Source organism: Arthrobacter humicola, assembly GCF_022803015.1.
Lineage (GTDB): Bacteria > Actinomycetota > Actinomycetes > Actinomycetales > Micrococcaceae > Arthrobacter > Arthrobacter humicola_A.
The window spans coordinates 923,030-946,208 of record NZ_JAFKON010000001.1; the positions used below are offsets into that span (position 1 = coordinate 923,030).

General features: G+C 65.6%; 23 protein-coding genes. 9 read left to right on the forward strand and 14 right to left on the reverse strand.

All coding sequences use genetic code 11. The annotated features are described in order from the left end of the window. Positions 1 to 2 precede the first annotated feature (2 nt). From ARTB_RS04295 to ARTB_RS04310, 4 genes are all read left to right on the forward strand, one after another. Complete coding sequence (locus tag ARTB_RS04295) at positions 3 to 1,355, forward strand: acetyl-CoA carboxylase biotin carboxylase subunit (RefSeq protein ID WP_243177857.1); 1,353 nt, start codon at positions 3 to 5, stop codon at positions 1,353 to 1,355. Beyond that, positions 1,352 to 2,260 (forward strand): 5-oxoprolinase subunit B family protein, encoded by a 909-nt coding sequence (locus ARTB_RS04300; protein ID WP_243177858.1) that lies wholly within the window; start codon positions 1,352 to 1,354, stop codon positions 2,258 to 2,260. The genes ARTB_RS04295 and ARTB_RS04300 overlap by 4 nt, the downstream gene beginning before the upstream one ends. Beyond that, positions 2,250 to 3,236: a biotin-dependent carboxyltransferase family protein gene (locus tag ARTB_RS04305; protein ID WP_243177859.1), complete on the forward strand. Its 987-nt coding sequence runs from the start codon at positions 2,250 to 2,252 to the stop codon at positions 3,234 to 3,236. Before ARTB_RS04300 ends, ARTB_RS04305 begins: the two co-directional genes overlap by 11 nt. Before the next feature lie 191 nt (positions 3,237 to 3,427). Further along, a complete protein-coding gene (locus tag ARTB_RS04310; RefSeq protein ID WP_243177860.1) occupies positions 3,428 to 3,712 on the forward strand; it encodes a hypothetical protein in 285 nt (94 codons plus the stop codon). Positions 3,713 to 3,715: 3 nt separating this feature from the next. Here the strand turns inward: ARTB_RS04310 and ARTB_RS04315 are convergent, their stop codons facing one another. From ARTB_RS04315 to ARTB_RS04325, 3 genes are all read right to left on the reverse strand, one after another. Then, the gene (locus ARTB_RS04315; protein WP_243177861.1) at positions 3,716 to 4,927 is read right to left on the reverse strand and encodes an alanine racemase; all 1,212 of its coding nucleotides are present in this window, start codon (positions 4,925 to 4,927) and stop codon (positions 3,716 to 3,718) included. A 138-nt stretch (positions 4,928 to 5,065) separates the two neighbouring features. After that, complete coding sequence (locus tag ARTB_RS04320; RefSeq protein ID WP_243177862.1) at positions 5,066 to 6,925, reverse strand: primary-amine oxidase; 1,860 nt, start codon at positions 6,923 to 6,925, stop codon at positions 5,066 to 5,068. Positions 6,926 to 6,961: 36 nt separating this feature from the next. Next, complete coding sequence (locus ARTB_RS04325; RefSeq protein ID WP_243177863.1) at positions 6,962 to 7,813, reverse strand: MIP/aquaporin family protein; 852 nt, start codon at positions 7,811 to 7,813, stop codon at positions 6,962 to 6,964. A 197-nt stretch (positions 7,814 to 8,010) separates the two neighbouring features. Between ARTB_RS04325 and ARTB_RS04330 the strand changes: the two genes are divergently transcribed. Next, complete coding sequence (locus ARTB_RS04330) at positions 8,011 to 8,790, forward strand: ion transporter (protein WP_243177864.1); 780 nt, start codon at positions 8,011 to 8,013, stop codon at positions 8,788 to 8,790. A gap of 71 nt (positions 8,791 to 8,861) precedes the next feature. Further along, positions 8,862 to 10,565 carry an alkaline phosphatase D family protein gene (locus tag ARTB_RS04335; protein WP_243177865.1) on the forward strand — a complete coding sequence of 568 codons (1,704 nt, stop codon included), beginning with the start codon at positions 8,862 to 8,864 and terminating at the stop codon, positions 10,563 to 10,565. Positions 10,566 to 10,616: 51 nt separating this feature from the next. Here ARTB_RS04335 and ARTB_RS04340 read toward each other — a convergent pair whose 3' ends face one another. The 4 genes from ARTB_RS04340 to ARTB_RS04355 form a co-directional block, all read right to left on the reverse strand. Continuing rightward, positions 10,617 to 10,934: a hypothetical protein gene (locus tag ARTB_RS04340; protein WP_243177866.1), complete on the reverse strand. Its 318-nt coding sequence runs from the start codon at positions 10,932 to 10,934 to the stop codon at positions 10,617 to 10,619. Positions 10,935 to 11,030: 96 nt separating this feature from the next. Continuing rightward, positions 11,031 to 12,302, reverse strand: coding sequence for an MFS transporter (locus tag ARTB_RS04345; RefSeq protein WP_243177999.1), 1,272 nt, complete (start codon positions 12,300 to 12,302; stop codon positions 11,031 to 11,033). Between the two features lie 128 nt (positions 12,303 to 12,430). Beyond that, complete coding sequence (locus ARTB_RS04350) at positions 12,431 to 12,946, reverse strand: hypothetical protein (protein WP_243177867.1); 516 nt, start codon at positions 12,944 to 12,946, stop codon at positions 12,431 to 12,433. A gap of 72 nt (positions 12,947 to 13,018) precedes the next feature. Then, positions 13,019 to 13,327, reverse strand: coding sequence for a hypothetical protein (locus ARTB_RS04355; RefSeq protein WP_243177868.1), 309 nt, complete (start codon positions 13,325 to 13,327; stop codon positions 13,019 to 13,021). A 179-nt stretch (positions 13,328 to 13,506) separates the two neighbouring features. Between ARTB_RS04355 and ARTB_RS04360 the strand changes: the two genes are divergently transcribed. Next, entirely contained in the window at positions 13,507 to 14,358 is an 852-nt protein-coding gene (locus ARTB_RS04360; RefSeq protein ID WP_243178000.1) for an alpha/beta hydrolase, read from the forward strand. 34 nt (positions 14,359 to 14,392) lie between these two features. Here the strand turns inward: ARTB_RS04360 and ARTB_RS04365 are convergent, their stop codons facing one another. The 3 genes from ARTB_RS04365 to ARTB_RS04375 all read right to left on the reverse strand — a co-directional run bounded on the left by ARTB_RS04365 (position 14,393) and on the right by ARTB_RS04375 (position 18,666). After that, on the reverse strand, positions 14,393 to 15,478 hold the full coding sequence (locus ARTB_RS04365) for a DUF3616 domain-containing protein (protein ID WP_243177869.1): 1,086 nt from the start codon (positions 15,476 to 15,478) through the stop codon (positions 14,393 to 14,395). A 37-nt stretch (positions 15,479 to 15,515) separates the two neighbouring features. After that, on the reverse strand, positions 15,516 to 17,480 hold the full coding sequence (locus ARTB_RS04370; RefSeq protein WP_243177870.1) for an aconitate hydratase: 1,965 nt from the start codon (positions 17,478 to 17,480) through the stop codon (positions 15,516 to 15,518). Positions 17,481 to 17,604: 124 nt separating this feature from the next. Next, positions 17,605 to 18,666, reverse strand: a complete 1,062-nt coding sequence (locus tag ARTB_RS04375; protein ID WP_243177871.1) for a hypothetical protein — start codon at positions 18,664 to 18,666, stop codon at positions 17,605 to 17,607. Positions 18,667 to 18,804: 138 nt separating this feature from the next. Between ARTB_RS04375 and ARTB_RS04380 the strand changes: the two genes are divergently transcribed. Continuing rightward, positions 18,805 to 19,002 carry a TetR-like C-terminal domain-containing protein gene (locus ARTB_RS04380; protein ID WP_243177872.1) on the forward strand — a complete coding sequence of 66 codons (198 nt, stop codon included), beginning with the start codon at positions 18,805 to 18,807 and terminating at the stop codon, positions 19,000 to 19,002. A 74-nt stretch (positions 19,003 to 19,076) separates the two neighbouring features. Here the strand turns inward: ARTB_RS04380 and ARTB_RS04385 are convergent, their stop codons facing one another. The 3 genes from ARTB_RS04385 to ARTB_RS04395 form a co-directional block, all read right to left on the reverse strand. Continuing rightward, positions 19,077 to 19,739, reverse strand: coding sequence for a DUF2182 domain-containing protein (locus ARTB_RS04385; RefSeq protein ID WP_308197216.1), 663 nt, complete (start codon positions 19,737 to 19,739; stop codon positions 19,077 to 19,079). Positions 19,740 to 19,844: 105 nt separating this feature from the next. After that, positions 19,845 to 20,450 (reverse strand): DUF1326 domain-containing protein, encoded by a 606-nt coding sequence (locus ARTB_RS04390; protein ID WP_243177874.1) that lies wholly within the window; start codon positions 20,448 to 20,450, stop codon positions 19,845 to 19,847. A 194-nt stretch (positions 20,451 to 20,644) separates the two neighbouring features. Further along, complete coding sequence (locus ARTB_RS04395) at positions 20,645 to 20,848, reverse strand: hypothetical protein (protein WP_043435465.1); 204 nt, start codon at positions 20,846 to 20,848, stop codon at positions 20,645 to 20,647. A 235-nt stretch (positions 20,849 to 21,083) separates the two neighbouring features. On the opposite strand from ARTB_RS04395, the gene ARTB_RS04400 reads away from it, so the two are divergent. Then, positions 21,084 to 21,893: an IclR family transcriptional regulator gene (locus ARTB_RS04400; RefSeq protein WP_243177875.1), complete on the forward strand. Its 810-nt coding sequence runs from the start codon at positions 21,084 to 21,086 to the stop codon at positions 21,891 to 21,893. Between the two features lie 68 nt (positions 21,894 to 21,961). Here ARTB_RS04400 and ARTB_RS04405 read toward each other — a convergent pair whose 3' ends face one another. Next, on the reverse strand, positions 21,962 to 23,098 hold the full coding sequence (locus ARTB_RS04405; RefSeq protein ID WP_243177876.1) for an aromatic ring-hydroxylating oxygenase subunit alpha: 1,137 nt from the start codon (positions 23,096 to 23,098) through the stop codon (positions 21,962 to 21,964). Between the last annotated feature and the right edge of the window lie 81 nt (positions 23,099 to 23,179).

Genomic DNA, 23,179 nt, shown 5'->3' on the forward strand with positions numbered 1-23,179 from the left:
CCATGAAGAAACTGCTCATCGCCAACCGCGGCGAGATCGCCGTGCGCATTGCCCGGACCGCCCGTGAAATGGGCATCGAAACATTCGTGGTTGCCAGCGAAGCCGACGTCGAGTCCTTGGCTGCCCGGTCCGCTGACCACGTCGTCGTGGTGGGTCCGGCGCCTGCCACCGCCAGCTACCTGAACCAGGACGCCATCGTCGCCGCGGCCGTGGACAACGCCTGCGATGCCGTCCATCCGGGCTACGGGTTCCTCTCCGAGAATGCGGCCTTCGCCCGGAAGGTCGCTGATGCTGGCCTGATCTGGGTGGGGCCGCGTGCGGACGCCATCGCGATGATGGGCAATAAGTCCTTGGCGAGGGAATCGGCCCGGAAGGCTGGCGTCCCCGTGCTCCGTGGCTCGGACGGCCCCCTCGATCCGGCGGCCGACGCCGTAGAAATCGCCCGCGGCATCGGCTACCCGCTCATGATTAAGGCCTCCGCCGGCGGCGGCGGCCGGGGCATCCGCTTTGTGCACAGCGAAGGCAAGCTTCTGGAATCCATTGAGCAGACGCGCGGCGAAGCGGCTGCTGTCTTCGGCGATCCCACCGTTTACCTGGAACGCTTTGTGCAGCATGCCCGTCACGTGGAGGTACAGGTCCTCGGCGATGGAACAAACTTCATCCATATCGGCGACCGCGACTGCTCCATGCAGCGGCGCTCCCAGAAGGTCATTGAAGAAGCACCGGCGCCGGACCTCCCCGACCACGTCCGCCAGAGGATCTGGGATTCCTCCGTGGAACTCGCCCGCGAGTGCGGCTACAGCGGCGCCGGAACGGTGGAATTCCTCTATGACCCGGTCAACCATGAAGCGGCGTTCATCGAAATGAACACCCGCATCCAGGTTGAGCACCCGATTACGGAGCAAATCACGGGCGTCGATCTGATCCGCGAACAACTGCAGATCGCGTTCACCGGGGCGATGTCCCTCCGCCAGGACGACATCGCATTCAATGGCCACGCCATCGAATGCCGCGTCAATGCGGAGGACCCCGACCACCACTTCTTCCCCAGCCCTGGCCTCATCACCGCCATGGACTGGCCCGCGGGCGCAGGCATCAGGGTAGACACCGGGGTGGAGGCCGGTTCCACGGTCACTCCGTACTACGACTCCCTGCTGGCCAAGCTGATTGTGCATGCGGACACGCGCGAAGCGGCCATTGAGGCGATGCTGTCGGCCCTGGATGAAACCCACATCGAAGGGGTCAAGACCACCATCCCGGTGCACAAGAAACTGCTGAGCCGGCCCGAATTCGTAGCCGTCACCCACCACTCCAAATTCCTTGAAACCGTCCCCGATCTGATGGAGGCACAATGAGCAGCAGCCCGGAACCCGCCGTGATGGAGGCCCGCTACACCTGGGGCGGAGACGAATTCCTGTTCGTTGAGGTCGCGGAGTCCATGAGCCTGGCGGCCAACTTCAGGGTGATGTCGATAGCAGCGAAACTTTCGGCCATGCAGCTGCCCGGCATCGTGGACGTCTGTCCCGCCAACGCCTCGCTGCTGGTGAGGTTCGATCCCGATGTCCTGCCGCCGTCGACCCTGGAAGAGACCGTCCGGGCCATTGAAGGGGATCTGGCGCACCATCACGACCATTCGCTGGAAACCCGGATCGTCGAGGTCCCGGTCTGGTACGAAGACCCGTTCACGGCGGAGGTGGCGGAGCGATTCCGCGAAGGATTCCATCAGGAGCCCGGCGGCACCGACATTGACTACGCAGCCAAGGTCAACAACCTCAAGGATGCCGCCGAATTCATCCAGCGCCACCATGAGCAACCGTGGCTTGTCTCCATGGTTGGCTTCGTCGCCGGCCTGCCGTTCCTCTTCCAACTGGTGGAGCGGGAGAAACAACTCGAAGTGCCCAAGTATTTGAGTCCCCGCACCGACACCCCCAAACTGACCGTGGGCCACGGCGGCTGCTTCGGCTGCATTTACTCCGTGCGGGGTGCCGGCGGCTACCAGATGTTCGGGGTCGCTGCCGCCCCCATCTTCGATCCGGCCCAGTCCCTGGCCGATTTCAAGGACTTCATGGTGTTCTTCAAGCCGGGCGACATCGTGAAGTTCAAGCCCGTCACCGAGGCCGAATACAACACCATCCAGTCTGAGATCTCCGCCGGAACGTTCCACTACCGGCAGGTGCCCGTGACATTTGATCTGTCCAGGGCGCTGGCGAACCCCGCAGGCTACAACCAGGAACTCATGGAGGCCCTCAATGGCGTTTGACATCAGGAACCCCGGGCTGGCCACCACGGTCCAGGACCAGGGACGCACCGGCCACTACAACGTCGGCATCCCGCAGAGCGGTTCCCTGGACCAATACTCTGCCGAACTCGGCAATGCCCTGGTGGGCAACACTGCCAAGGAAGCCGTCCTGGAATGCACTTACCTGGGCCCTGTACTGTCCACCGACCAGGATGCCCTTATCGCCGTCACTGGGGCACCGGTTGAAGTCAAGGTCAACGGCGAAGCCCGGCCCCAGTGGGCCCGGCTGCAGCTGAAGGCTGGCGACGAACTCAGCTTCGGCGTCATCCAGGGCGGCACGCGGTATTACATCGCGGTCCGGGGCGGCATCGATGTCCCCTCCGTGCTCGGGAGCCGGTCCACCTACAGTCTGGGCGCAATCGGCGGATTCCACGGCCGCAAGCTGGAGGCCGGCGACCAGGTTCCAGTCGGTAGCCCGCTGGACGGCGGAGCCGTGCCCGACGCCGATACTGTTCCGGAAGAATTCCGTCCCGCCTTCTCCAAGGAGCAGACGGTCAGGATCGTCCTGGGCCTCTATGACCACCGCCTCACCGACGAGGGACTGGACAACCTGCTCAACGGCGAGTGGAAGGTGACTCCGGTGGCGGACCGGATGGGATTGCGGTACTCGGGTCCCGGAGTGCAGTGGAAAGAGCGGGAACAGCCATTCGGCGCCGGTTCCGACCCGTCCAACATTGTTGATGCCGGATACGCTGTCGGGTCCATCCAGATTCCCGGCGGCACCCAACCGATCATCCTGCACCGCGATGCCGTCTCCGGTGGCGGTTACGCCATGGTGGGGACGGTCATCAGCGCCGACATGGATCTGGTGGCCCGGGCCGCTCCCGGCACATCCACCAGGTTCGTGGCAATCAGCCTGGACGAAGCCCTTGTGGCGCGCAAGGAACTCGCCGAGCTCAAGAGGAACGCCCGTGCGGCCATCGGCGCCGGCGGCTGAGCAGCGGCCGGCGGACTAGGGCGGATAGACCGGCACAGGAGCCTTGTGCTTCTGCGCCCGCGGGTCCTTACTGGTGGGAGGAGACCAGGCCGCCCGCCACCAGGGCGCGACATCGCAAGGATCCAGCTCCCGGTTCAACGGTTGGGGCGGCAGGCGATCCAACCGTCGAACCTGGAACTAGGAGGATGCACATGTTCGCTCGCGTCAGCACGTATCAGCCAAGCCCGGACAGCTCCGGGGCACCGTCGGAGGACACCGTCAACCGGGTGCTCCAGCTGCCGGGATGCCTGGGCATCTACTACCTGCTGGGGAAGGACAGCAAATCATTGTCAATCACGCTGTGGGCGGACGAGCAGGCCCTCGCCGGCAGCCAAGAGGCCGCAGCCAAGATCCGCACGGAGACCAGCGCAGAGCAGCACATGCAGATCCTGGGCGTGGAGGAATTCGAAGTGCTGACCAGGCAGCTCAAGGATTGAGCGTCAGGACGGGGCGTAGCCTGGGGCCAGGGACGACCGGCGGAAGTCGGTCTGCCAAACGTCCGTCTCCTGCCCGTCGGCGTCGGTGAGGACGTAGTCGGGCCAGCGGTCAAACGCGGAACAAGGATGGGAAATCCCGAAATCCACCGTGTCGGTGACATCCACTCCGGACACCCCGGTGAGCACCGCATGATGGTCGAAGAGATTGCGCACCGCTGCGGTTGTAGCGGGCTTGAGGGCTCCGTCCGCGGTCCGGACCGAGAGGACGCTGGGCAGTCCGGCGTCGTAGGGAAGGTCCCGTTTGCCGGCGCCGACGACGGCCAACCCGGCTTCGGGCGTGGACAGGACGATCGCGCGAACGGAGAGCGCCGGAATGAGTCCCGGAACGGGGCTGACGGCGGCATAGGTGCCGTGGTCGTGGGTGACGTAGCAGCCCGATCGGAGAAGAATTCGCGTTCCGGGCACCTGGCCGCGGTCGGGAAGGAACTCAACCACGCGGTCAGGGAACGCCGACCCACCCATGGAGTAGATGGGAGTGGCGGTTTCAAAGAACTCCGCCGCTTCCAGATAGACGTCCCGCACCAGCCGGCAGTGCCGGTCAACTGCAGTGACCGTATCCTCAGCGCGGCTGTTGGGCACGACGCCTTCATACCCGGCAACACCCACCAGCCTCAGTCCCGGCGTGACACGGACCAGCCCGGCCAGGCGCAGACCCTCGGACAGGCTGCGGATGCCGGTGCGCCCGCCGGGGGTTCCGACGTCGATCAGCACCTCCAGGTCGGCCGCCGCGCCGTCGAAGATCTCGGCAGCCACCTTCACCCCTGCTGCCGAATCGACGAAGCAGCGGATTTCCCGGGCGGGATCTTCCTCCAGCCAGGCACGGACACGCGTTAGTCCGGACCTGTCGACGATCTCGTTGGCGACGAGGACGCGCTGATGACCCCAGCGCAGTGCCGAGGCGACTTGATCCACGGTGGCGACAGTGACGCCGACGGCGCCGGCCGCCAACTGCCGCTCGATGATCGGTGCCGACATCGTTGTCTTGACGTGCGGTGCGAGTTCCACGCCCCGATCCCGGCACCACGCCGCCATGACCCGGATGTTGTTCTCGAGGGCAGCGCTGTTGAGCCGCAGTTGCGGATACGCCGGCTCCGTGAGGCGCGTTGCCGCGAAGTCCGCATCGGTTCCGTCCGATCTTCCGCCCAGCCTGCTCACACGTATCCCCTGTTCTTTAGTCCCAAAATGCTGCCTCGACTCCGACAAATCTACTTCAGTGACGTGCCTCTGGCGGCACGCCCTGGCCCGGGCCGCCTAAACGTCCAGCGCCGGGTTCCGGTCGAAGAAGCCGGCCGGCTAAAGCCAGAACGCGACAGTGTCCACCGGCATAACCGGCCACTCCTCCGGCCGCGGGATGTGGTGAATGCCAAAGACGTACCAAAGGACGACGTCGGTGTTTTCCACGGACCGCCCCTGCCGCACCCATTCGGGCATTCCCAGCCCGCCTGTGCCTTGGTTCACGAACTCGCCGGCCGGCCAGCGTTCCGCGGCATCGTTGGGCGTCACCCATACCGTGTGCCCGATGACCTCCGCACGCTGGAAAACCGGAGATGCCGGGTCAAAGAACGACGGGAAAGCTGCGCCGGGCACCAGCTTGTACGACACCGGGGTCCCGAGCCCGTTGACCGAGTTGTCGTTCGCCACCGTCCAGGCCCGCTGGGTCTCCCAGGAGTAGTCGTCGTGCCCCTCGGTCGTGATGGGGGTCTTGTTCTGATGCAAGGCGAGCCCGTACGGATTGCCCGGACCCATCGGGACCATCGCGGTTTCCGAACGGTAAACGGTATTTGCGGTGCCGTCGATGTCCAGGTCGAGCCGGGCCACGAGGAAGTGCTGGTGGAAGGGTGCGTAGGTGCGGTTGTCCACCAGCGTTCCGCTCGGATGCTGCTGGCCCTCGCCGAAATGGCTGACCACCATGATGCCGGTGGCCCTCACCTCACACTCAATGTTCCCGTCCTGGTAGAAGCGCCAGTACACCAGGTATTCATAGTTGGCCACGGTGACATGGAAAGAAATCACCAGTCGACGTATCCGGCGCACTTCCATGCCGCCGTCGTGATCGATGTGCTTCCATAACACCGCCCCATCCTCTTCGTGGATGCAGATGGCGTTCCTGATGGTGTAGGGCTCCCCCGCAGAATTGTGCATGACCGCATCCAAATACCGGATTTCCCCGAGGCAGTCACAGCCCAGTTCCAGCGAGGTCGTCATGAATCCCAGACCCCATTCGCCGACGTCGAACGCGGTGCGCCGGTAGTGGTCATCGCTGGGATCCCGGTAGGGAACGGCCATTTCGGCGAAGGACAGGCGGTTCGCGATCGGCCGTTCGCGGCCGCCGTCACGATAGCTGACCCGGTGCAGCGTCAGCCCCTCGCGGTAGTTGAACCCGACGCGCATGGACCAGTTCTGCCAGCTGATCCTGTTGCCGTCCATCTGAAAGGAAACGCCTTCGGGCTGGACAATGTCCAGTGGCTTGAGCGGTTCGCGGGTGCTTGCGTCGCGGAGCCGGTCCGGGATCAGCGCCGGAACATATTCGCCCATGATCTCGGGACGGTCCACCACAAAAGTGTCCTCGATGTCCAGCAGTTCCATGGAAGCCAGGTCAATGACGCAGTGGAACCCGTTGACCGGCCCCGCATAGGGGTTGGCGCCCGCACGGGCACGGACCCACGTATCGGACCAGCCGATCCGGCGCCCCTGGTACTCCTCCCGGATCATTGACAGGCCATAGGTCCACACGTCCATGAAGACCAGGGACAGATCAGTGATGCCGCGCTTGGCAAGCGCAGCGATCACCTGCGGGTGGCTGCGCAGCGCTCCGTCAGCTTCTTCCCACTCGTCGACGGTCATGTTCGCCTGAACGCCAGGGATATGGGTGAAGGAGAGGACAACCCCGTGAGTCAGCGACAGCCGCGCCTGGTAGGTCTTGTTGGAGGACCGTTCGAAGCAGTTCACGCCGACGATCCGCTCCGGAGCCGGCGCGTCGGCATCGGCTTCGAAGGCTACGACGGCAGCCTTTTCCGGTTCGATCAGCTCGATTGCGGCAAGCCGCCACGCCGGAAACGTGACGCCCTGCGCGCTCGCGAGCAAGGACGCAGCTGCACGGAACTCGTCCTCGCCCAGCGGATCCAGCGGATGAGACGGCGCGGACCTTCTCACGGCGCCCTCCTTCTGCGAGATCACGTTCACGGCCCGCTACGGCTTCTCTTCCTCGGCGGCCTCGGTGAAGAGGGCACCCTGCGCGGCTCCCGAGCCCGACCTCCCGCCGCCCGCTCCGCGCAGGATGAATGCGATACCGACGGCGGCGGCCGCGCCGACCAGCGGCCCGGCGACATACACCCAGTAGTCGCTGAAATTTCCGCTGGCGAGATCCGGCCCGAACGTTCGTGCCGGATTCATCGACGTGCCGGAGATGGGGCTGCCCCACAGGCCTGCCAAGGCGATGTACGCGCCGACCCCGAACGCCCCAAACAGCCCGACGTTCTGGGCCCCGGAGGCGGTTCCCAGGATGACGCTGACCAGCACCATCGTCAGCAGTGCCTCCATCAGGAACGCGGCGCCGGCCGTATAACCAGCCGCCGGATAGTTTGAACCGTAGGTGGCGGAGACGCCGATCACGCCCTGCAGCAGCAGACAGGCGAGCGTCGCGCCAATGAGCTGAACGACGATGTAGCCCGGCACCCGGCGCCACGGGAAATCACCGCGGAGCGCGAACGCAATGCTGACCGCAGGGTTCAGATGCGCGCCCGAGATCTTGCCCATGAACAAGATGATGCCCATGACCATCAGGCCCGGAGCCACCACTGCCGCCGTGCGGCTGATGACACCGGGGAACGCCTGGCCCATCATACCGCCGCCGGCCGCGACGACCACGAGCAGGAACGTGCCGTACAACTCAGAGAACAGGCGCCGCCATTCCTGGCGCGGATCATTAAAATCCTCAATCCGCTGCACGACGCTTTGCTCTACTGTTCCCAGCACGTTGGGGATGACGCGGTGATGGGCGTGGCCCTGGTTAGCGCTGTCTTTGTCCTGATTTGCCGCCATGGCTGTCCGCCTCCGCAGGTTCTGGCCATGTGGTCTGCCGTGCCCAGCCTCGGTCTGCCACCTCAGAAGGCCAATGTACCGCTGCCGGCGACGGTTGTCAGCGGTACGCGGGTGGCTCGCTGTCAGCTGGTGGCGGGCTTGGGACAGTGTGGCAATTTCGTAAGGACATCCGCGGGACAAAGTCCTAGCATTCAGCCATGAGGCAAGAAACCTGGCAAAAGTATTCCGAGTGGCCCCTCGTCGGTGCGGCTTTTGTTTTTCTGGCGGCCTACTCCATCCTCGTCATTGCCGAACCGCCGCAGCCCTACGCCGACCTTCTCGAAATCGTCGTGGGGTCAACGTGGGTCGCCTTCGGCGCCGACTACATCGTGAAGTTGCTCCTGGCGCCCCATCGGGGCCGGTGGTTCGTCCGCCACCCCTTGGACCTGCTCATGGTGGTGCTCCCCGTTGCGCGGCCGTTGCGGCTCCTGCGTCCGTTCACCTTGCGCCGGGTCATGGAACGGGCCCCGGGCACCGCCATCAGGACCCGCGTCCTGGCCTACGTCATTGTCTCCGCGATCCTCCTGCTTTACACGGTCGCCCTGAGCGTCTTCAATTTCGAAAAGGGCGCACCGAACGCGAATATCACCTCAATGGGCGACTCGTTGTGGTGGGCAATTGTCACCATCACAACGATCGGCTATGGCGACTACTACCCCGTAACCGTTCCGGGCCGGTGGGCTGCGGCCACGCTGATGGTCGGCGGGTTTGCAGTCCTGAGCATGGTCACGGCGGTGGTGTCCTCCTGGCTCGTTGAAAGTGTGACGGCAGCAACCAATCTGCGGAAGCGGTCGGACGAAGGCATCGGCAGCGAGGAACGTGCCCGCCTCGTGGCCCAGATCAGCAGGCTCCATGACCAGCTCGCCCAGGGACCGGGCGATTCCGGCAGCACCCCGGCCCTCGGAGAGACACCCAAAGAACCGCCTCAGGGGCATTGACGCTGCCTGCGTTGCGCTTGGACTGTCCTGACGCCATGGCCGCAGCCGGCCGGAGCGGGTACAACTGATTCATGACCACCCCTTCCCTGGTGCTCGGCCCTATGGTGCGGTACGTGGATGAGACGTCGGCGAGTGTCTGGGTGGAGACCCAAACCGCTGCCCGGGTTTCCATCCGTGCCGGCGGCCGGGGCTGGGAGGCCCGCACATTCGCAGTTCACGGCCACCACTACGCGCTGGTGGAATTGGACGGGCTGGAGCCCGGCACGGTGACGCCGTACGCCCTCGATATCAACGGAACACAGGTCTGGCCCGACCCCTCATCCGGGTTTCCGCCGTCAATGATCGCCACATTGGCCACCGGCAAGCCGCTGCGGATGGCCTACGGCTCCTGCAGGACCAGCGTCCCGCACGATGCATCCGGCAACCGGACCCATGGCGTCGACTCCCTGCGCGCCTATGCGCTGAAGATGGCCTCCGGCGGAGACCTGCCGTGGCCGGATCTGCTGGCCTTCCTCGGAGACCAGGTCTATGCCGACCTGACCAGCGAACAGATGCAGGAGTTCATCCGCGGCCGGCGCGACATCAAGGCACCCCCCGGCGAAGAGCTCAAGGACTACGAGGAATACGCCCACCTGTACTTTCTGGCCTGGTCAGACCCCGCGAACCGATGGCTGCTGTCCACCCTGCCCAGCGCCATGATCTTCGATGACCACGACATCCGCGACGACTGGAACACCTCGCTGAGCTGGAAGAAGAAGATGGAGGCGACCTCGTGGTGGCATGGGCGGATCGTCGCGGGACTGGCCTCGTACTGGGTCTACCAGCATCTGGGGAACCTGTCACCGCAGGAACGGGCGGAGGATGCCGTGTGGCAGCGGATCATCGGGCACACCGGCGGGGATGAGCTCGATGTGGGCGCCGAGCTGGACAGCTTCGCGGAGCGGGCTGATCGGGACCCGAAATCCTACCGGTGGAGCTATTGCCGCGACTTCGGCGACACCCGGCTGATCGTGGTTGACTCCCGCGCAGCCCGGGACCTGACGCCGGACGACCGGGCGCTGGTTGACGCGGTGGAAATGGCCTGGCTGAACGACCGGATGCAAGGCGGCTTCCGCCACCTGCTCGTGGCGACATCCCTGCCTTTCCTGTTGCCGATGGGCCTGCACTACGTCGAGTCGTGGAATGAGGCCGTCTCTGAAGGTGCGTGGGGAAACCGTGCCGCTTGGGCCGGCGAGAAGCTGCGCCAGGCGCTGGACCTGGAACACTGGGGCGCATTCCAAAACAGCTTCAGGGAACTGGCGGCCATGGCCAGCGAAGTGGCCGACGGCAAGCGCGGCCCGGCACCGGAAACAATCACCTTCCTCTCCGGGGACGTCCACTACTCTTATGTGGCGGAGGTGGAGCGTGCCTCGGGCAGCCGGATCCTGCAGGCCGTCTGCTCCCCCATCCGCAACCCGTTGCCCCGCCTGATGAGGTCTTTCGCGGCCGTCATGTCCTACGGCCTGGCCACCCCGGTAGGCGCCTTGGTCGCGCGCTCGGCCAAGGTGCCGGACCCGCCGTTCCACTGGTCCGGCATCCGGGGGCCCTGGTTCCAAAACAACTTGGCCTACCTGGAAGTCGTGCCGGAAGGGCTGAAATTGTGGTGGCAGACCGGGGTGGTGGACGACGGCGACCACCTGCATCCGAGGCTGGAACGCGTCGCCACCCTCACGGTGTCTCCGCGGAGCGCGCAGGACCCCGTCCAGGGACAGCAGGGGCAACAGCGAAACGCATGACGTGAGCGTCTTGTGATCCCCGCGTCTGATCCCCGTGTCGGCGCAGACGTTCTACCGAAGGCCGCGGTCAGCGGCCGCCACGTTCTCGATGGCGACCGTTTCGATGATTCTGGTCGATGGCTCGCCGACCAGCGCCGGCGCCGTCACACCCGTTTTCCACGTATCGTTCTGCAGCCGGCCCAGGAAGTCCACCGCCGCCGCCTGCGTATCGAAGTCCATCTCCAGCATCACGTAATCCTGCTGGTCAAGCGGGCGCGAGATCCGGAATGACCGCACGCCCGACGCGGCGCGGTCCAGCGGATCGCTGTCGAAAGCCCTCCGCCACATGTCAAAATCCCGGACCTGGTGTTCGATCTGCAGGGTAATCACTGAGGCGCTCCTGTCGACGGTTCTACACGCCCACTGTAGGCCCCGAAGGCCCCGCCAAGTAAGGAGCGAGGCCGAAGTGTTATTCCGGCTGGCCTCTTACGCCGGCTGGGATCCGGTGTTGGTGCTGGTCGGGGCGTTGGACTGATCGGCCTGGTGGCGTTGCCGGCGGCTCGCCAGCAGGAACGGCACCGCGATCAACTCGATCACGCCGCCGATCGCCAGCGACGCCGCGTAGCCGTACACATCTGCCGCCCGGCCGAGCAGCGGCTGGACCACCACGCCACCGCTTGAGCCCATGAGTGAATCGAAGCTGAGCACTGTGGCGCGCTGCTTCGAGGCGATCATGTCGTTCAGGTACGCCTGCCGCACCGGTATGCCCGCCGATGACACCACTGCCCAGAGCGCCAACAGCACCAGGGCCACCCAGAACACGTGGGTCAACCCGAGCACCACCAGGATCACCGTGTCCATGACGCTGCTCAGGATCAACACGGTGGTGCGCCGGCGGACAAGGCGCCGGATGCGCGGAGCCATCCAGCCGCCGAGCACCTGCGCCGCGGCCACGATGGCCGCCGCCAGGCCCGCGACGGAATACGCGTGGGGGTCCCCATAAAGCTCGAGCAGGTACGGCTGCAGGGCGTAAAACACATAGATCGCGACGCCGGCGGTGAACGGCGCGGCCAGCATCACGTAACGAACGGGCGGATTCTTCAAGCCGTTCTCGATCGAGGCGGCGAGTACAGCCCGGGTCGCCTGGAGGGGATGGGTCGAGCGTTCGGGGGTGAACCCGACGTCGCGCATGAGCCCAAACGCCACCGCGAACATGGCCAGCAGCACTCCCACGCGCATCAGGAACGGCACGCCCAGATTGGTGGCCTGCGCGATCACGCCGCCGGCAACAGAGCCGGCGAGCATCGCGACTCCGGCGACCATCTGGCCCCGCCCGAGCACCGCTTCCATCCCGCCCTCGAACCCCGAGAAGCGCAGTGCATCGACGAGCCAGGCCTCGACCGCTCCGGAGAAGAAGGTGAAGCCCAGGCCGAGCAGGACCGACACTACCGCCCACCACCAGAACGGGGCGGAGAACTGCCAGAGCAGGTAGTAGAAGTAGGTCGAGACGGCGAGGGTCACGGTTCCGAGCAGGAACGAGACGCGCCGGCCCCAACCGTCGGCAACCACTCCGGTGGGCACCTCGAACAGGACCATGCCGGCCGTGAAGAAGGCATTCGCGGCAAACGCCTCGAAGTTGCTGAGTCCGGCGTCGAGCAGGAAGAGGGTGTTGATCCCCCAGATGAACGAGGCCGCAAGGGTATTGCCCAGCGTCAACGTCAGATAGATGCGCTGAATCTTTCGGGCGGCGGCGTTCATCGCGTCGCCGTCCCCGCCGGGGCGAGGAGGGAGCACGAGCCCATTCTCGTCTCCGCTGCCGGCGCGCGCCAGTGCCCACCGGGCGCAGGGCACGACGCGAAAGGTCGAGCCGACGATGCCCGGTCTGCTCAGCTGCCCTGGTTCGTGTAGAACGACCGCCGGCGGGCGTACTCATGGACCCTGTCCAGGGTGGCGATCTGGTGGCGAGCCGTGGTGGCCAGGCCGTCAAACCTGGCACCGTCCAGTCCCAGATCGCCGGAGAGGTCCCGCAGCGTCTGCCACAGCCCCAGCTTTCCCATCACCGCTGACCGCATGACCTCAGACTCCAACACCAGCGTCAGCGGCGAGCGGCGCACCACCCGCCCGTTGAGCTTGAGCCGGCCGGCACGCTCCGCGACCCACGCCGCCGCCCTCCGGGGAGTTCGCCGTGGCAGGCCAAAATCCCCCACTAGTCCGTTCAGGTACTCCCGCTCCTCCCGGATCTGGGTGGCGAGCGCTTCAAGTTCTGTGCGGAAGGGAGTGTCCGTAAAGTCGCGCGCCATTCGCTCGATGCGACCCTGCCCCGCCGTGGCCCCCGCGAGGTGGTCCGAGAGGTAGAGCCCAAACAGTTTCTTATCGATTTTGCCGGAAATCTGCGGTGCCATGAAAGCTCCACTCTGATCGAAGGGCTGCTTCGGGAACACCACCCTGCCGGAGCGCAAGCGGGTCCCGAAGTACTATCGGGGCGCGGAGTCGTCGCGCGCCGGCCGCACTGACCCGGCGTCGGGGTCCATCGCCACGAGTCCGGTGTCGTCCTTCACCTCCGTCATCTCCTGCGCGATGTCAGGCTTAAGCCACGACGCCACCACGCTGACGCCGCCTCCGTCGTCGCGGTCGATCGCGACGTCGATCTCGGAGGCGGTCGCCCCCATGCGCGAGAGCTGCTCGCGGTATGACGCGACCAGCATCTCCAGGCTTTCCTCGGTCCACTCCCCCGGCCGCATCCGTGTTGAAATTTCGACCGGTTCAGGCTGATAGAGCGTCATGAAAGTCCTTCCTCTGGGTTCGATCAGGGGTGAGCACGACCCCATTCTGGCCCCCCTGCGCCGGTGTGCGCCAGAGCAGGGCCGGGACACCATGGCTCCGGGGCGTTCCGAAGCGAACGCACCGGTGGCAGACTTTGTCCACCGGAGCTGTAGCCATAAGGAGGATCCCGGTGTCCGAGATGGTTGAGGCCCTTTTGCACGACGGCACGGCAATACCCGTCCTGGTGAGCGGTGACGGCCGGGCGCTCCTCATCCCTGCCAATGTGAAGCCGCGGTCCGGGCCGGAAGCCCAGACGATGCGGGAGTGGGGCGCGGACCCGGACCTCGGGCCCAATCTGGTGTCGGGCCTCGCGCAGTCCTATCGGGTAATCGCGGCCGACTACGAGGGGCACCGGATGGCGCACCCGGCGCCCGATACCCTCACCCCGGAGAACGTCACCGCCGACTTGCTGGCTATCGCTGATGCGGCACCCGCCGAGACCTTCGGATACTACGGCTACTCGTGGCTGGGCCTGTGCGGTTTGCAGTTGGCGATCCGCACAAACCGGCTCTGGGCGCTCATCATGGGAGGATTCCCGCCGCGCGACGGCCCGTACAGGAGCATGTTGGCGGTGACGCGGGCGGCCCACTCGGCGGCTGCCAGGGCCCCGGAACAATCGCCGGAGGTGAACCTCCCGGTCGAACCCGGCGACTGGGATGCCGCCACGATACAGACCAACGAGACACAGACCCGCCAGTTCCTCACGCTTTACGAAGCGCTCCAGGACTTCGACGATTCAACTATTGGCCTGGCGCCGGATCTGCCCCGGCTGGCGTTCGCGGGCGCCGCCGATCACATCGCTTACGGACCCCGCTGGGGGGACGTGACGGTGCGGATCGGCGAACCGCTGGCAGCCCATGAGCGCGAGCTCATCGAGGCCGGGTGGGATGTGCAAGTACTCCCCGCACTCGATCACCTGGGTGCGATGCACAGTGACGTCGTCGTTCCTCTCCTGCGGGCCTGGCTGGGAAAAGTGGGCCGGCAGCAGTAGGAACACCTCCCGGGGACCGTGGCGGCGCCGGTTCCTAAGCGCTGAGGCGGAAGACGTCGGCTTTGATCGCGTGGCGTCCGGTCTTGCGCTTGCCCGACGGCGTCCCATACAACACCAAGACCGACCGATCGTCGTCGAGAACGGTGATCCCCTCGGCATGGTCCTCGTCCTCGCCGAATGGCGCGTCAAATTCGCAATGCAGGTCGTCTTTCGGCAAGACGGCCTCGGCCTGCGACGTCAGCGCGCCCCGCCAGCGAAACACGGCCGCGCGCCCGTCGAGTTCCATGGTGGGTCCTGCCAGGACGAGCAGGTCCTGTCCGTGCCGGCACAGATCCCGCACGCCCAAACCATGCAGGCGAAGGAAGTGCTTGCGGTAGCGACGATTCCCGGGACCGATCGGCTGCGGCTCCAAGCCGGGCCCGTCACCAACCTGGAGCTCTATGATCATCGCCCACCCACGCAGCACCGGCCCGCGCAGACCGATGAACACCCGGTCGCCCGCTACGGCGAGGCCCTCGCAGTCAATGCCGTTGTCCTTGCCCGGGATCGGGCGACCGGTCGTCGAGGACTGGATGAAGCTACCAAGATGTGGGTCATCGGCCAGCAGATCCACCAGGTCCGTGCCCCGGCCGAGGCCCAGCACGGCGGGGCGCTGCTGCTGCCCCGTCCGGCCGCCGCCCGGATCGAGGAGGTCCTTAGTCGAAAGCCGGGCCAACACCCGACGGCGCTGGCTGACCTCCACTGTCGCCAGGGAATCCCGCGCTTCTGCGGGCGTGGCGTTGTTCTTGACCTGTTTGCGGGCCGAGCTGTGCGATCCAAGCAGCCACAGCGTGTCATCCTCGACATCGAGGCCCTCGATGTCCATCTCACCCCTGTCCCCGGGCAGCTCAAGGAGGTGGGTGAGATCGAAGCTGCGGTGGGTGCGGGCCTGGTCGCCGGCCTCCAGGGTGAGCCGTTCGAGGCTGGTCGTCTCGTCATTGGCGACCCAAAGGTGGGAACCCTGCCGGGCGACCGCGGACAACCCGTCGCGCAGGTCAGCCTTCGGATCCAGGGTGCTGCGCTGGTCGAGTACAAGGCTGATTTCGCCGGAGGGATCGTCCGGCCTCGGCCATCCGCTCACCGCGGCACACCCATCCTCGTCAGCGGTGATCGGCAGCTCATTCCCGCGCTCTCCGTTCGCGCAGCCACGGGATGAGGCCACCTGCCAGGAGCATGTCCACCTGACGGCTGGAGAGGCTGTGCCGCACAGGGTAGACCTCGCCGCGGGTCCGGTTCTCCACGAGGATCTCCTTGCCTGTGAGCAGGGCGTCGTGTATCCCTGTCAGCGCGAGCACATCGTCCTGTTCGATGCGGTCATGATCGGCCGCATTTGTGAACTCGACTGCAAGGACGCCGAAATTGGCCAGGTTCTGCCAGTGGATCCGCGCGAACGAGACGGCCACCACTGCGCGCAGCCCGAGGAAGCGCGGGGTGATAGCCGCGTGTTCCCGAGAGGATCCCTGGCCGTAGTTCGTGCCGCCGACCAGGATGTGCCCAGTGGAGTCGCGGGTACGGGCGGCGCGGGCGGCATAGGAGGGGTCGAGCTGGTCGAAGGTGAATTCGGCGAGTTTGGGGATGTTGCTGCGGTAGGGCAGAACGCGGGCTCCGGCTGGCAGAATCTCGTCCGTCGAGACATCGTTGCCCACCACCAAGGCCACTGGTGCCTCGATGCGGTCGGCGAGTGGGCCGAAGACCGGAAGCGAGGAGATGTTTTCGCCCTTGACCAGTGCTACTTTGCCGGCGTCTTCCGGCGCCAACGGCTCCTCGAGCATTGCCACGTTCACGCTCGACACCGCGGGAAGTTCGATCTCGGGGTACTCAAGGTCGAAAAGCTCCGTCAGGTCCCGCGGGTCGGTGATAATTCCCGTGAGCGCAGCAGCCGCGGCCGTCTCCGGTGAGCACAGGTAGACCGAGTCCTCCTTCGTGCCCGAACGGCCGGGAAAGTTGCGGGGCATTGTGCGCAGGCTGTTGCTTCCGTTCGCGGGGGCCTGTCCCATCCCGATGCAGCCCATGCATCCGGTCTGGTGCAGCCGGGCTCCGGCGCGTATCAGATCAAACGTGGCCCCCATCCTGGTGAGGTCCTGGAGGATCTGCCGGGAACTAGGGTTGACGTCGAAGGACAGTCCCGGGTGGCACTGCCGTCCCTTCGTGATGGCGGCGACAATGGCGAAGTCGCGCAGGCCCGGGTTCGCTGAGGACCCAATCACGACCTGCGCCACCGGCCTGCCAGTGACCTCCCGCACCGGAACGACGTTGCCGGGCGAGCTGGGCAGGGCGATGAGCGGCTCGATCGTGGCCAGGTCGATCTCGTCGGTCACGTCGTAGATGGCCCCGGAATCGGCGAGGAGTTCGGTGAAATCGTCCTCGCGCTGTTCGGTGCGCAGGAAGGCCCGGACCTGGTCGTCGGCCGGGAAGACCGTGCTCGTCGCACCGAGTTCGGCGCCCATATTGGCAATCACGTGCCGGTCCATCGCGCTCAGCGTGGCGAGGCCGGGACCGTAGTACTCGATGATCCGGTCCTTGCCGCCCTTCACGCCGTGCCGGCGAAGCATTTCAAGAATGACGTCCTTGGCACTGGTCCACGGTGGCAGCTTGCCGGTAAGCCGCACGCCCCAGATCTCCGGCATCTTCAGGTAGAGCGGCTCGCCCGCGATGGCCAGGGCTACCTCGGTGCCGCCGACCCCGATTGCCAGCATCCCCAGCGACCCAGCGGCCGGGGTGTGACTGTCGGAACCGACCATGGTCGTGCCCGGACGGCCAAACCGCTGCATGTGGGTCGGATGGGACACGCCGTTTCCGGCCTTCGAGAACCACAGACCAAACCGGCGGCAGGCCGAGCGGAGAAAATCATGGTCCTCAGCGTTCCTGCTGTCGGCCTGCAACAAGTTGTGGTCCACGTACTGCACGGACACTTCAGTTTGTGCCCGGTCGAGCCCGATGGCCTCCAGTTCAAGCATGACCAGCGTCCCGGTCGCGTCCTGGGTGAGGGTCTGATCGATATGCAGGCCAATCTCACGGCCGGGAATCATCTCCCCGGCCACGAGATGGGATGCGATGAGCTTTTGGGCCACGTTGTAGGCCACGGTCGGATTCCTTACTCGATGGCGAAGCCAGGTGCCTCCGCCGTCAACGAACCGGGCACCGGGCGCTCCCCTATATCCCCAAATTAGCCCACTCCGGGCACCGGGAACAGTGGGGATTTGACGGTCATCGTGGCGCCGCCGGCCCCGGGACGCTCCTGGTGTTCAACGAGCTGAGGAAGGCGAGGGCCGCTGCCAGTCCGGCACTCAGCACGACGGCTCCCAGCCACATCGACACTGGCCATTGAATCGATGCCCCGAGGGCGATCCCAGCCAGTTGCCCGGTCCAGATGAGTGCCGCCAGCACGGCGGTGACCGCCGGCAACCTGCGCCTCAGCCACGGGCCCGACCGTCGGGCAAGCAGCAGATCCGACGCTGCCGCGATGATCGTGGCTCCGGCCGCACCGGCGACCGCGGCCGGGCGCAGCCCCGACATGGCCAGCGGCAGCCACGCCACCACGGCGACCAGGATGGTGGCAATACCGAAAGGAGGCCTCCGGGCTCCGGAGAAGGTGTAGAGGAAGGGCGCGATAATCAGCGCTGTGGTCACCAAATAGCTGGCCAGTCCGAGGGCCGGGGGCAGCTCCGCCTGGGTGTGCCCGGGGCTCCCGATCGGCGTCTGTAGATACGGGACGGCCGGCGGGGTCCGGACGAACGCCGAGCAGTAAATGAGGAAGAAGGCTCCCAGGCCCGTCATGAGGGCGAGCGACAACAGTGCAGGCGGCGTCCAGTTGAAGGCCTCTGCGCCGCCGGCGGCCCGTGCACTGCGGATACCGGTGCCGAGGATAAGGAAGAGGCTGAACCCCAGTAGCAGGTGGGTGGGGCTCACCAGCGCATCGAGGGAGACTTCGATGCCCAGGATCTCGTGCCAGGCCACATCCAGGACACCCGCGAGGGCGAACAGGACCAGTCCGATAACCGTGCCCCGGTAGCCGGCCGGCACCGACCGGTTCAATGGCCGCCCGGGCTGGCGGTTCCTCCAGATCACGCTTGCCGTCCACGCGGCGGTGGCCATGAGGCCCGAATAGAGTGCCGCGTGCCAGGGGGTGAAGAAGGTTTCCAGCCCGGGAACGTGCAAGTGGGCCCAGCCGTCCAGGAACACAGCCAGGAGGAGCCAGATGCCCAGCAGTTGCGTCACAAGGTCGTTGCGCGCCCCGGCCCGAAGAGTCTGCGCTGCCGTGTCAACCATCGTCACTCTCCTCGCACCCGCCGTGCCGTCACCCTCGCCGTGCAGTCACCCTCGCCGTGCCATCCCCGGAAGCCGGGACGCCCACACGTGGCCCGCGTCGAATGGTTAAAGCTTGGACCTCCCGGTGTCCGACCGCCAGTGCTGCATTTGGTGGAGCGGGGCATCTCCCGAGGAGACCTGAGCCCGGACGTCGACGCCGAGATGCTCACCGACCTCCTGCTGGGGCCGATCTACTACCGGTTCTTCCTGAGCGGCTCGCCGCTGGATGAAGGCTTTGGGGTCCGGCTGGTCAGCACGCTGTTTTCGCGCCGACCCGCCCACGGGGGCACGCCGTAGAAGCGAAGACGGCGCGGAACCCCGTGCCGACGTCGATCCCCGGACTCCTATTCGAAGACGGTGGTCAGCGTCCCTTACATGGGCGCGGGCATATAGAGCCCGGGCAGCAGCTCCGGGTGCGCCGGGACGAAGAGCGCGAAAACGATCAGCGAGACACCAGTTATCCGGCTGAAGGCGGGCCCGTATTTCCATGTCTTCTCCAGGAAGATAACTACCGTGAGCACGGCCATCCACGCCAGGTTCATCACGCCCACGGCAATCAGCACCAGCATGAGCCCCCAACAGCAGCCGACGCAGTACACGCCGTGATACATGCCGACGCGGACGTCCCGCAAGCGGCCCTTGTACCCGGATACGTGCAGCAGGAAGGCTATGGGCGACCGGCAGTGCCTGAGGCAGAAGTCCTTCAGCGGGGTCAGCTGGTAGGCTCCGGCCGCCACGAGGACGCCGGCACCCACCCAGGGTGCGATGTCCGCCGCGTTCTCAGCCAGTAGCTCAGACAGGGCCGCGGCCGCGTAGGCCACGACGCCGAATCCGATCCATGTCAGAAGGTAGCCGCCTACCAGGGCCGTTGTCCGGATGGCCCTGACCCGGCTGCTGCGCACGGCGCGGATGGATCTGAGATACATCGAAGTCAGGGGCGCCAGCGCCGGCAACATCATGGCTGCCATCATTAGCGTCCACACCGCCAGGAAACCCCAGAGCCTCAATCCCATCGTTCCCGGGCCTGTGGACATGTCGGAAAGGCCTAGGAAAGTCAGGTACCAGGCCAGTGCGGCGCACCCGATCAGCGCCAACTCTCCGGCATGGTGGCCGGCTGTCAGGCGGCTGCTGCCCGGCACCTAAGCGGACCAGGCGAAGGGGGCCGAGAAGGAGTTCTTCCCGGCGTTATCCCAGGTCATCCCGAACACGTCGACGCGGGCGGTGCTGGATGTGCCGGCTGCCAGAGTGTCGGCCGGGAATCCGACCCCACTAAGTTTCACTCCCCGCCCTGTGGAATCAAATGGATTCATGAAGTCCTCGACCACCATGTCAACGGCACTGCCTATACGCACCTGGTGGATACGCCCGTCGTCGGCGTAGGCCATTTCCTGGGACTCCATGCCCGCCATTTCACCGATCAAGGGAGCGAGGCCCTCCATCGGTCCGCCGAGCTGGCCGCCGAAGACTGCACCGAGCGCTTCGGCCTGCTCGGCGGAGGCGGCGGCGTCCATCAGGAGACCGACCTTCCAGCCCCCCTCACTCATCAGGGCCGGGGTATCGGCCACGACGCAGACTGTCAGACCGCCGACGTCGACACCGTTGACTTCGCCGGTTTCCACGTGGAAGGCCAAGGCCACGTTGCAGCGGTCATTGTCCGCCGGTGCCGTCTGTCCTGTCGCCGTACACGGGCAGACCATGTCGCAGTTGCAGTTCTCAAAATAGGTACCTTCGACATGCCACGGCATTTAGGGCTCCTTTCGAAGAGGCCCCCCCAAAACAAATCCTCCTCGCGGCCCTGAGCAGTGTCAACGCCATGCGGACACCCACGCAAAGGGCCCTCCCGGCCGGCCCCGCGCTTCGAATAAAGGGGCGCGGGTCGTCCTGCCGGAACGGTCGCCAAGGCGACTTTTCCGTTTGCAGCAGCGGTGCAACACCGCTGCTAGCTGGCCGGCGTCACGACGTCCTCCAGCATTGACCTGTCGAAGAATCGGACCTCACCCGTTGCCTGGAAGAACACCGGGACAACCGAGGTGCTCGGGTCCTTCGAGGTTTCGTAGATCTCAGGCGCGCCCCCGTGTTTGCGCGCGATGGTTCCAACCAGGTCAGTGCCGCGAACCCGGACGGTTCGATATTTGTAGCTCATGTGGACCCCTTCGTCTGCCGACCCCTTCGTCTGCCAAGCCAAACCCTACTCCTGAAGGGCGCAGTCGTGAGCGGATCCGGGCGTCGCTGGGCTTCCTTGGCGCGGGTCCCTACCCAATGTCGGCCTCATCACACCTCACGGCATAGGATCGAAACTGTGGAACTAACCGAGAGGACGCTACAGGCGGCCTTGTGGCGGGTAAGCAAGCCGCAGAAACTACTTGAGAGTATGGATCATGGCTTCCAAAAATGACCCCGAGTCCGACGCCGATGCGGAGTCGGGCCAGCACGGTGGTGTCCAGTCAGTGGACCGGGCGCTTATGGTCCTGGAGATCCTGGCGCGGGACGGCCACGCGGGCGTGAGCGAAATCGCCGACGAGATGGGCATCCACAAGTCCACAGTCTCCCGGCTGCTGGGTTCGCTGGTGAGCCGGGAAATGGTCCACCAGAACAGCGAGCGCGGAAAGTACCAGCTGGGCTTCGGCATCCTGAGGCTGGCAAGCTCCATCCCCGGGCGGCTCAGCCTGGTCCGCGAGGCCCGGCCCGTACTCGAAAGCCTGGCAGAGGAGTTCAAGGAGACGGTGAACCTGGCCGTCCTGCGCTCCAACTACGCCGTCAACGTGGACCAGGCCATGGGCCCGTCGACCTTGGCCACCTACGACTGGGTGGGCAGCCTGACGCCGCTCCACGCGACCTCCAGTGGAAAGGTGCTGCTCGCTGCACTGTCCGCGGACGAGCGGGACCGTGTCCTGAAGGAGACCGGGCTTCCGGCCCGGACGCCGCGGACCATCACCAACAGGAACAAGCTCGAAAGCCAGCTGATCGACGTCGCCCGTGACGGCTACGGAGTGGTCCGGGAGGAGTTCGAAATTGGGCTCAACTCGATGTCCGTGCCGGTGTACAACCATGTGGGAGCCGTGATCGGCGCGGTAAGTATTTCCGGGCCGGCCTTCCGTTTTGATCCGGAGACGGCGCCGGGACTCCTCGATGCGCTGAAACAGGCGGGGCTGCAGATCAGCGCGAAGATGGGCTACACCGGGCGTTAAACTCCACGCTGGTGGTTGGGCTTGCTGGAGCAAGCCCAACCACCAGCTGAGGTCCGGCCGGGTTCGGCTCAGGAACCGGCCACGATGTCCCCTACCTTCTCCTGCACCCAGTCATGGAAGGCGCCGATGTGGTGCTCGCTCGGCACCAGCACGCCGCCCTTGGCATAGACCTTCGATCCCATGGCCGGCTGGCACCGCTCGCAGGCGTCGAAGTCCTGCTGGTTGACGCGGTGGAACAGCTCCACGGACGCGCTGACGTCCTTGCCGCTCTCCACGACGCTGGGCACGTAGAGCCAGTCGCACTCCACGATCGTGTGGTCCGCGGCCATGGGGAACATGCGGTGGATGATCACGTGGTCCGGGACCAGGTTCACGAACACTGTGGGCTTGATGGTGATGGCGTAGTACCGGCGGTCCTGGTCCTCCCCCACCCCCGGAATCAGGTCCAGCCCTTCCGAGCCGTCGATGGTGAAACCCTTGACGTCCTCGCCGAACTCGGCGCCATGGCCCACGAAGTACTGCGCAGCCAGGCCGTCAGCGAATTCCGGCAGCACCTCGGTGAGTTCGGGGTGGATCGTGGCGCAGTGGTAGCACTCCATGAAGTTCTCGATGATGAGCTTCCAGTTCGCCTTCACGTCATAGCGGATCCGGCGGCCCAGGCTGAGGTTGGCCACGTCGTAGCCTTCGATCGCCTTGAGGTCGCCGAGCCGTTCCTCGATGGCACCCATCACTTCCTCTTCGAATGACGGCGGCTCGTCAGCCAGGCACACCCAGACGTAGCCCAGGTATTCGCGGATATGGACCTTCACCAGGCCGTACTCGTCCCGGTCGATGTCCGGCATCTTGGTCAGGTTGGGGGCCGCGATGAGTTTGCCTTCGAAGTCATAGGTCCAGGCGTGGTAAGGGCATTGGAACGAGCGGGCGGCTTCGCCCTGCTCTTCCATGCACAGCTTGACGCCCCGGTGCCGGCAGATGTTGTAGAAGGCACGGATTCCGCCCTTGCGGGTCCGGCTGATCAGCACGCTCTCCCGCCCCACCTGGACTGTCCTCCAGGCACCCGCCTTGTCCAGGTCCGCGGACCGGACGGCGCAGAACCACATCTGCTCGAAGATCCGCTCCTGCTCCGCCCGGAATACGGCTTCATCCACGTAGGTGTAACCGGGCAGGGTGGGGATCAGACTCGGAGCGCTTACCTCAACAGACAATTTGTCCTCCTAACGAACAAAACGAACAACGAAAGCTGGAACTTGTTGGGACGGGATTCTTGGGTCAGGTTTCAGGCACGG

Coding starts and splice junctions, on each gene's coding strand:
- ARTB_RS04360 (WP_243178000.1), top strand. CDS start 13,507: ATGGTTGAGGCCCTTTTGCACGACGGCACGGCAATACCCGTCCTGGTG.
- ARTB_RS04345 (WP_243177999.1), bottom strand. CDS start 12,302: ATGAACGCCGCCGCCCGAAAGATTCAGCGCATCTATCTGACGTTGACG.
- ARTB_RS04375 (WP_243177871.1), bottom strand. CDS start 18,666: ATGGTTGACACGGCAGCGCAGACTCTTCGGGCCGGGGCGCGCAACGAC.
- ARTB_RS04350 (WP_243177867.1), bottom strand. CDS start 12,946: ATGGCACCGCAGATTTCCGGCAAAATCGATAAGAAACTGTTTGGGCTC.
- ARTB_RS04305 (WP_243177859.1), top strand. CDS start 2,250: ATGGCGTTTGACATCAGGAACCCCGGGCTGGCCACCACGGTCCAGGAC.
- ARTB_RS04355 (WP_243177868.1), bottom strand. CDS start 13,327: ATGACGCTCTATCAGCCTGAACCGGTCGAAATTTCAACACGGATGCGG.
- ARTB_RS04335 (WP_243177865.1), top strand. CDS start 8,862: ATGACCACCCCTTCCCTGGTGCTCGGCCCTATGGTGCGGTACGTGGAT.
- ARTB_RS04395 (WP_043435465.1), bottom strand. CDS start 20,848: ATGAGCTACAAATATCGAACCGTCCGGGTTCGCGGCACTGACCTGGTT.
- ARTB_RS04385 (WP_308197216.1), bottom strand. CDS start 19,739: ATGTCCACAGGCCCGGGAACGATGGGATTGAGGCTCTGGGGTTTCCTG.
- ARTB_RS04400 (WP_243177875.1), top strand. CDS start 21,084: ATGGCTTCCAAAAATGACCCCGAGTCCGACGCCGATGCGGAGTCGGGC.
- ARTB_RS04300 (WP_243177858.1), top strand. CDS start 1,352: ATGAGCAGCAGCCCGGAACCCGCCGTGATGGAGGCCCGCTACACCTGG.
- ARTB_RS04390 (WP_243177874.1), bottom strand. CDS start 20,450: ATGCCGTGGCATGTCGAAGGTACCTATTTTGAGAACTGCAACTGCGAC.
- ARTB_RS04310 (WP_243177860.1), top strand. CDS start 3,428: ATGTTCGCTCGCGTCAGCACGTATCAGCCAAGCCCGGACAGCTCCGGG.
- ARTB_RS04325 (WP_243177863.1), bottom strand. CDS start 7,813: ATGGCGGCAAATCAGGACAAAGACAGCGCTAACCAGGGCCACGCCCAT.
- ARTB_RS04295 (WP_243177857.1), top strand. CDS start 3: ATGAAGAAACTGCTCATCGCCAACCGCGGCGAGATCGCCGTGCGCATT.
- ARTB_RS04330 (WP_243177864.1), top strand. CDS start 8,011: ATGAGGCAAGAAACCTGGCAAAAGTATTCCGAGTGGCCCCTCGTCGGT.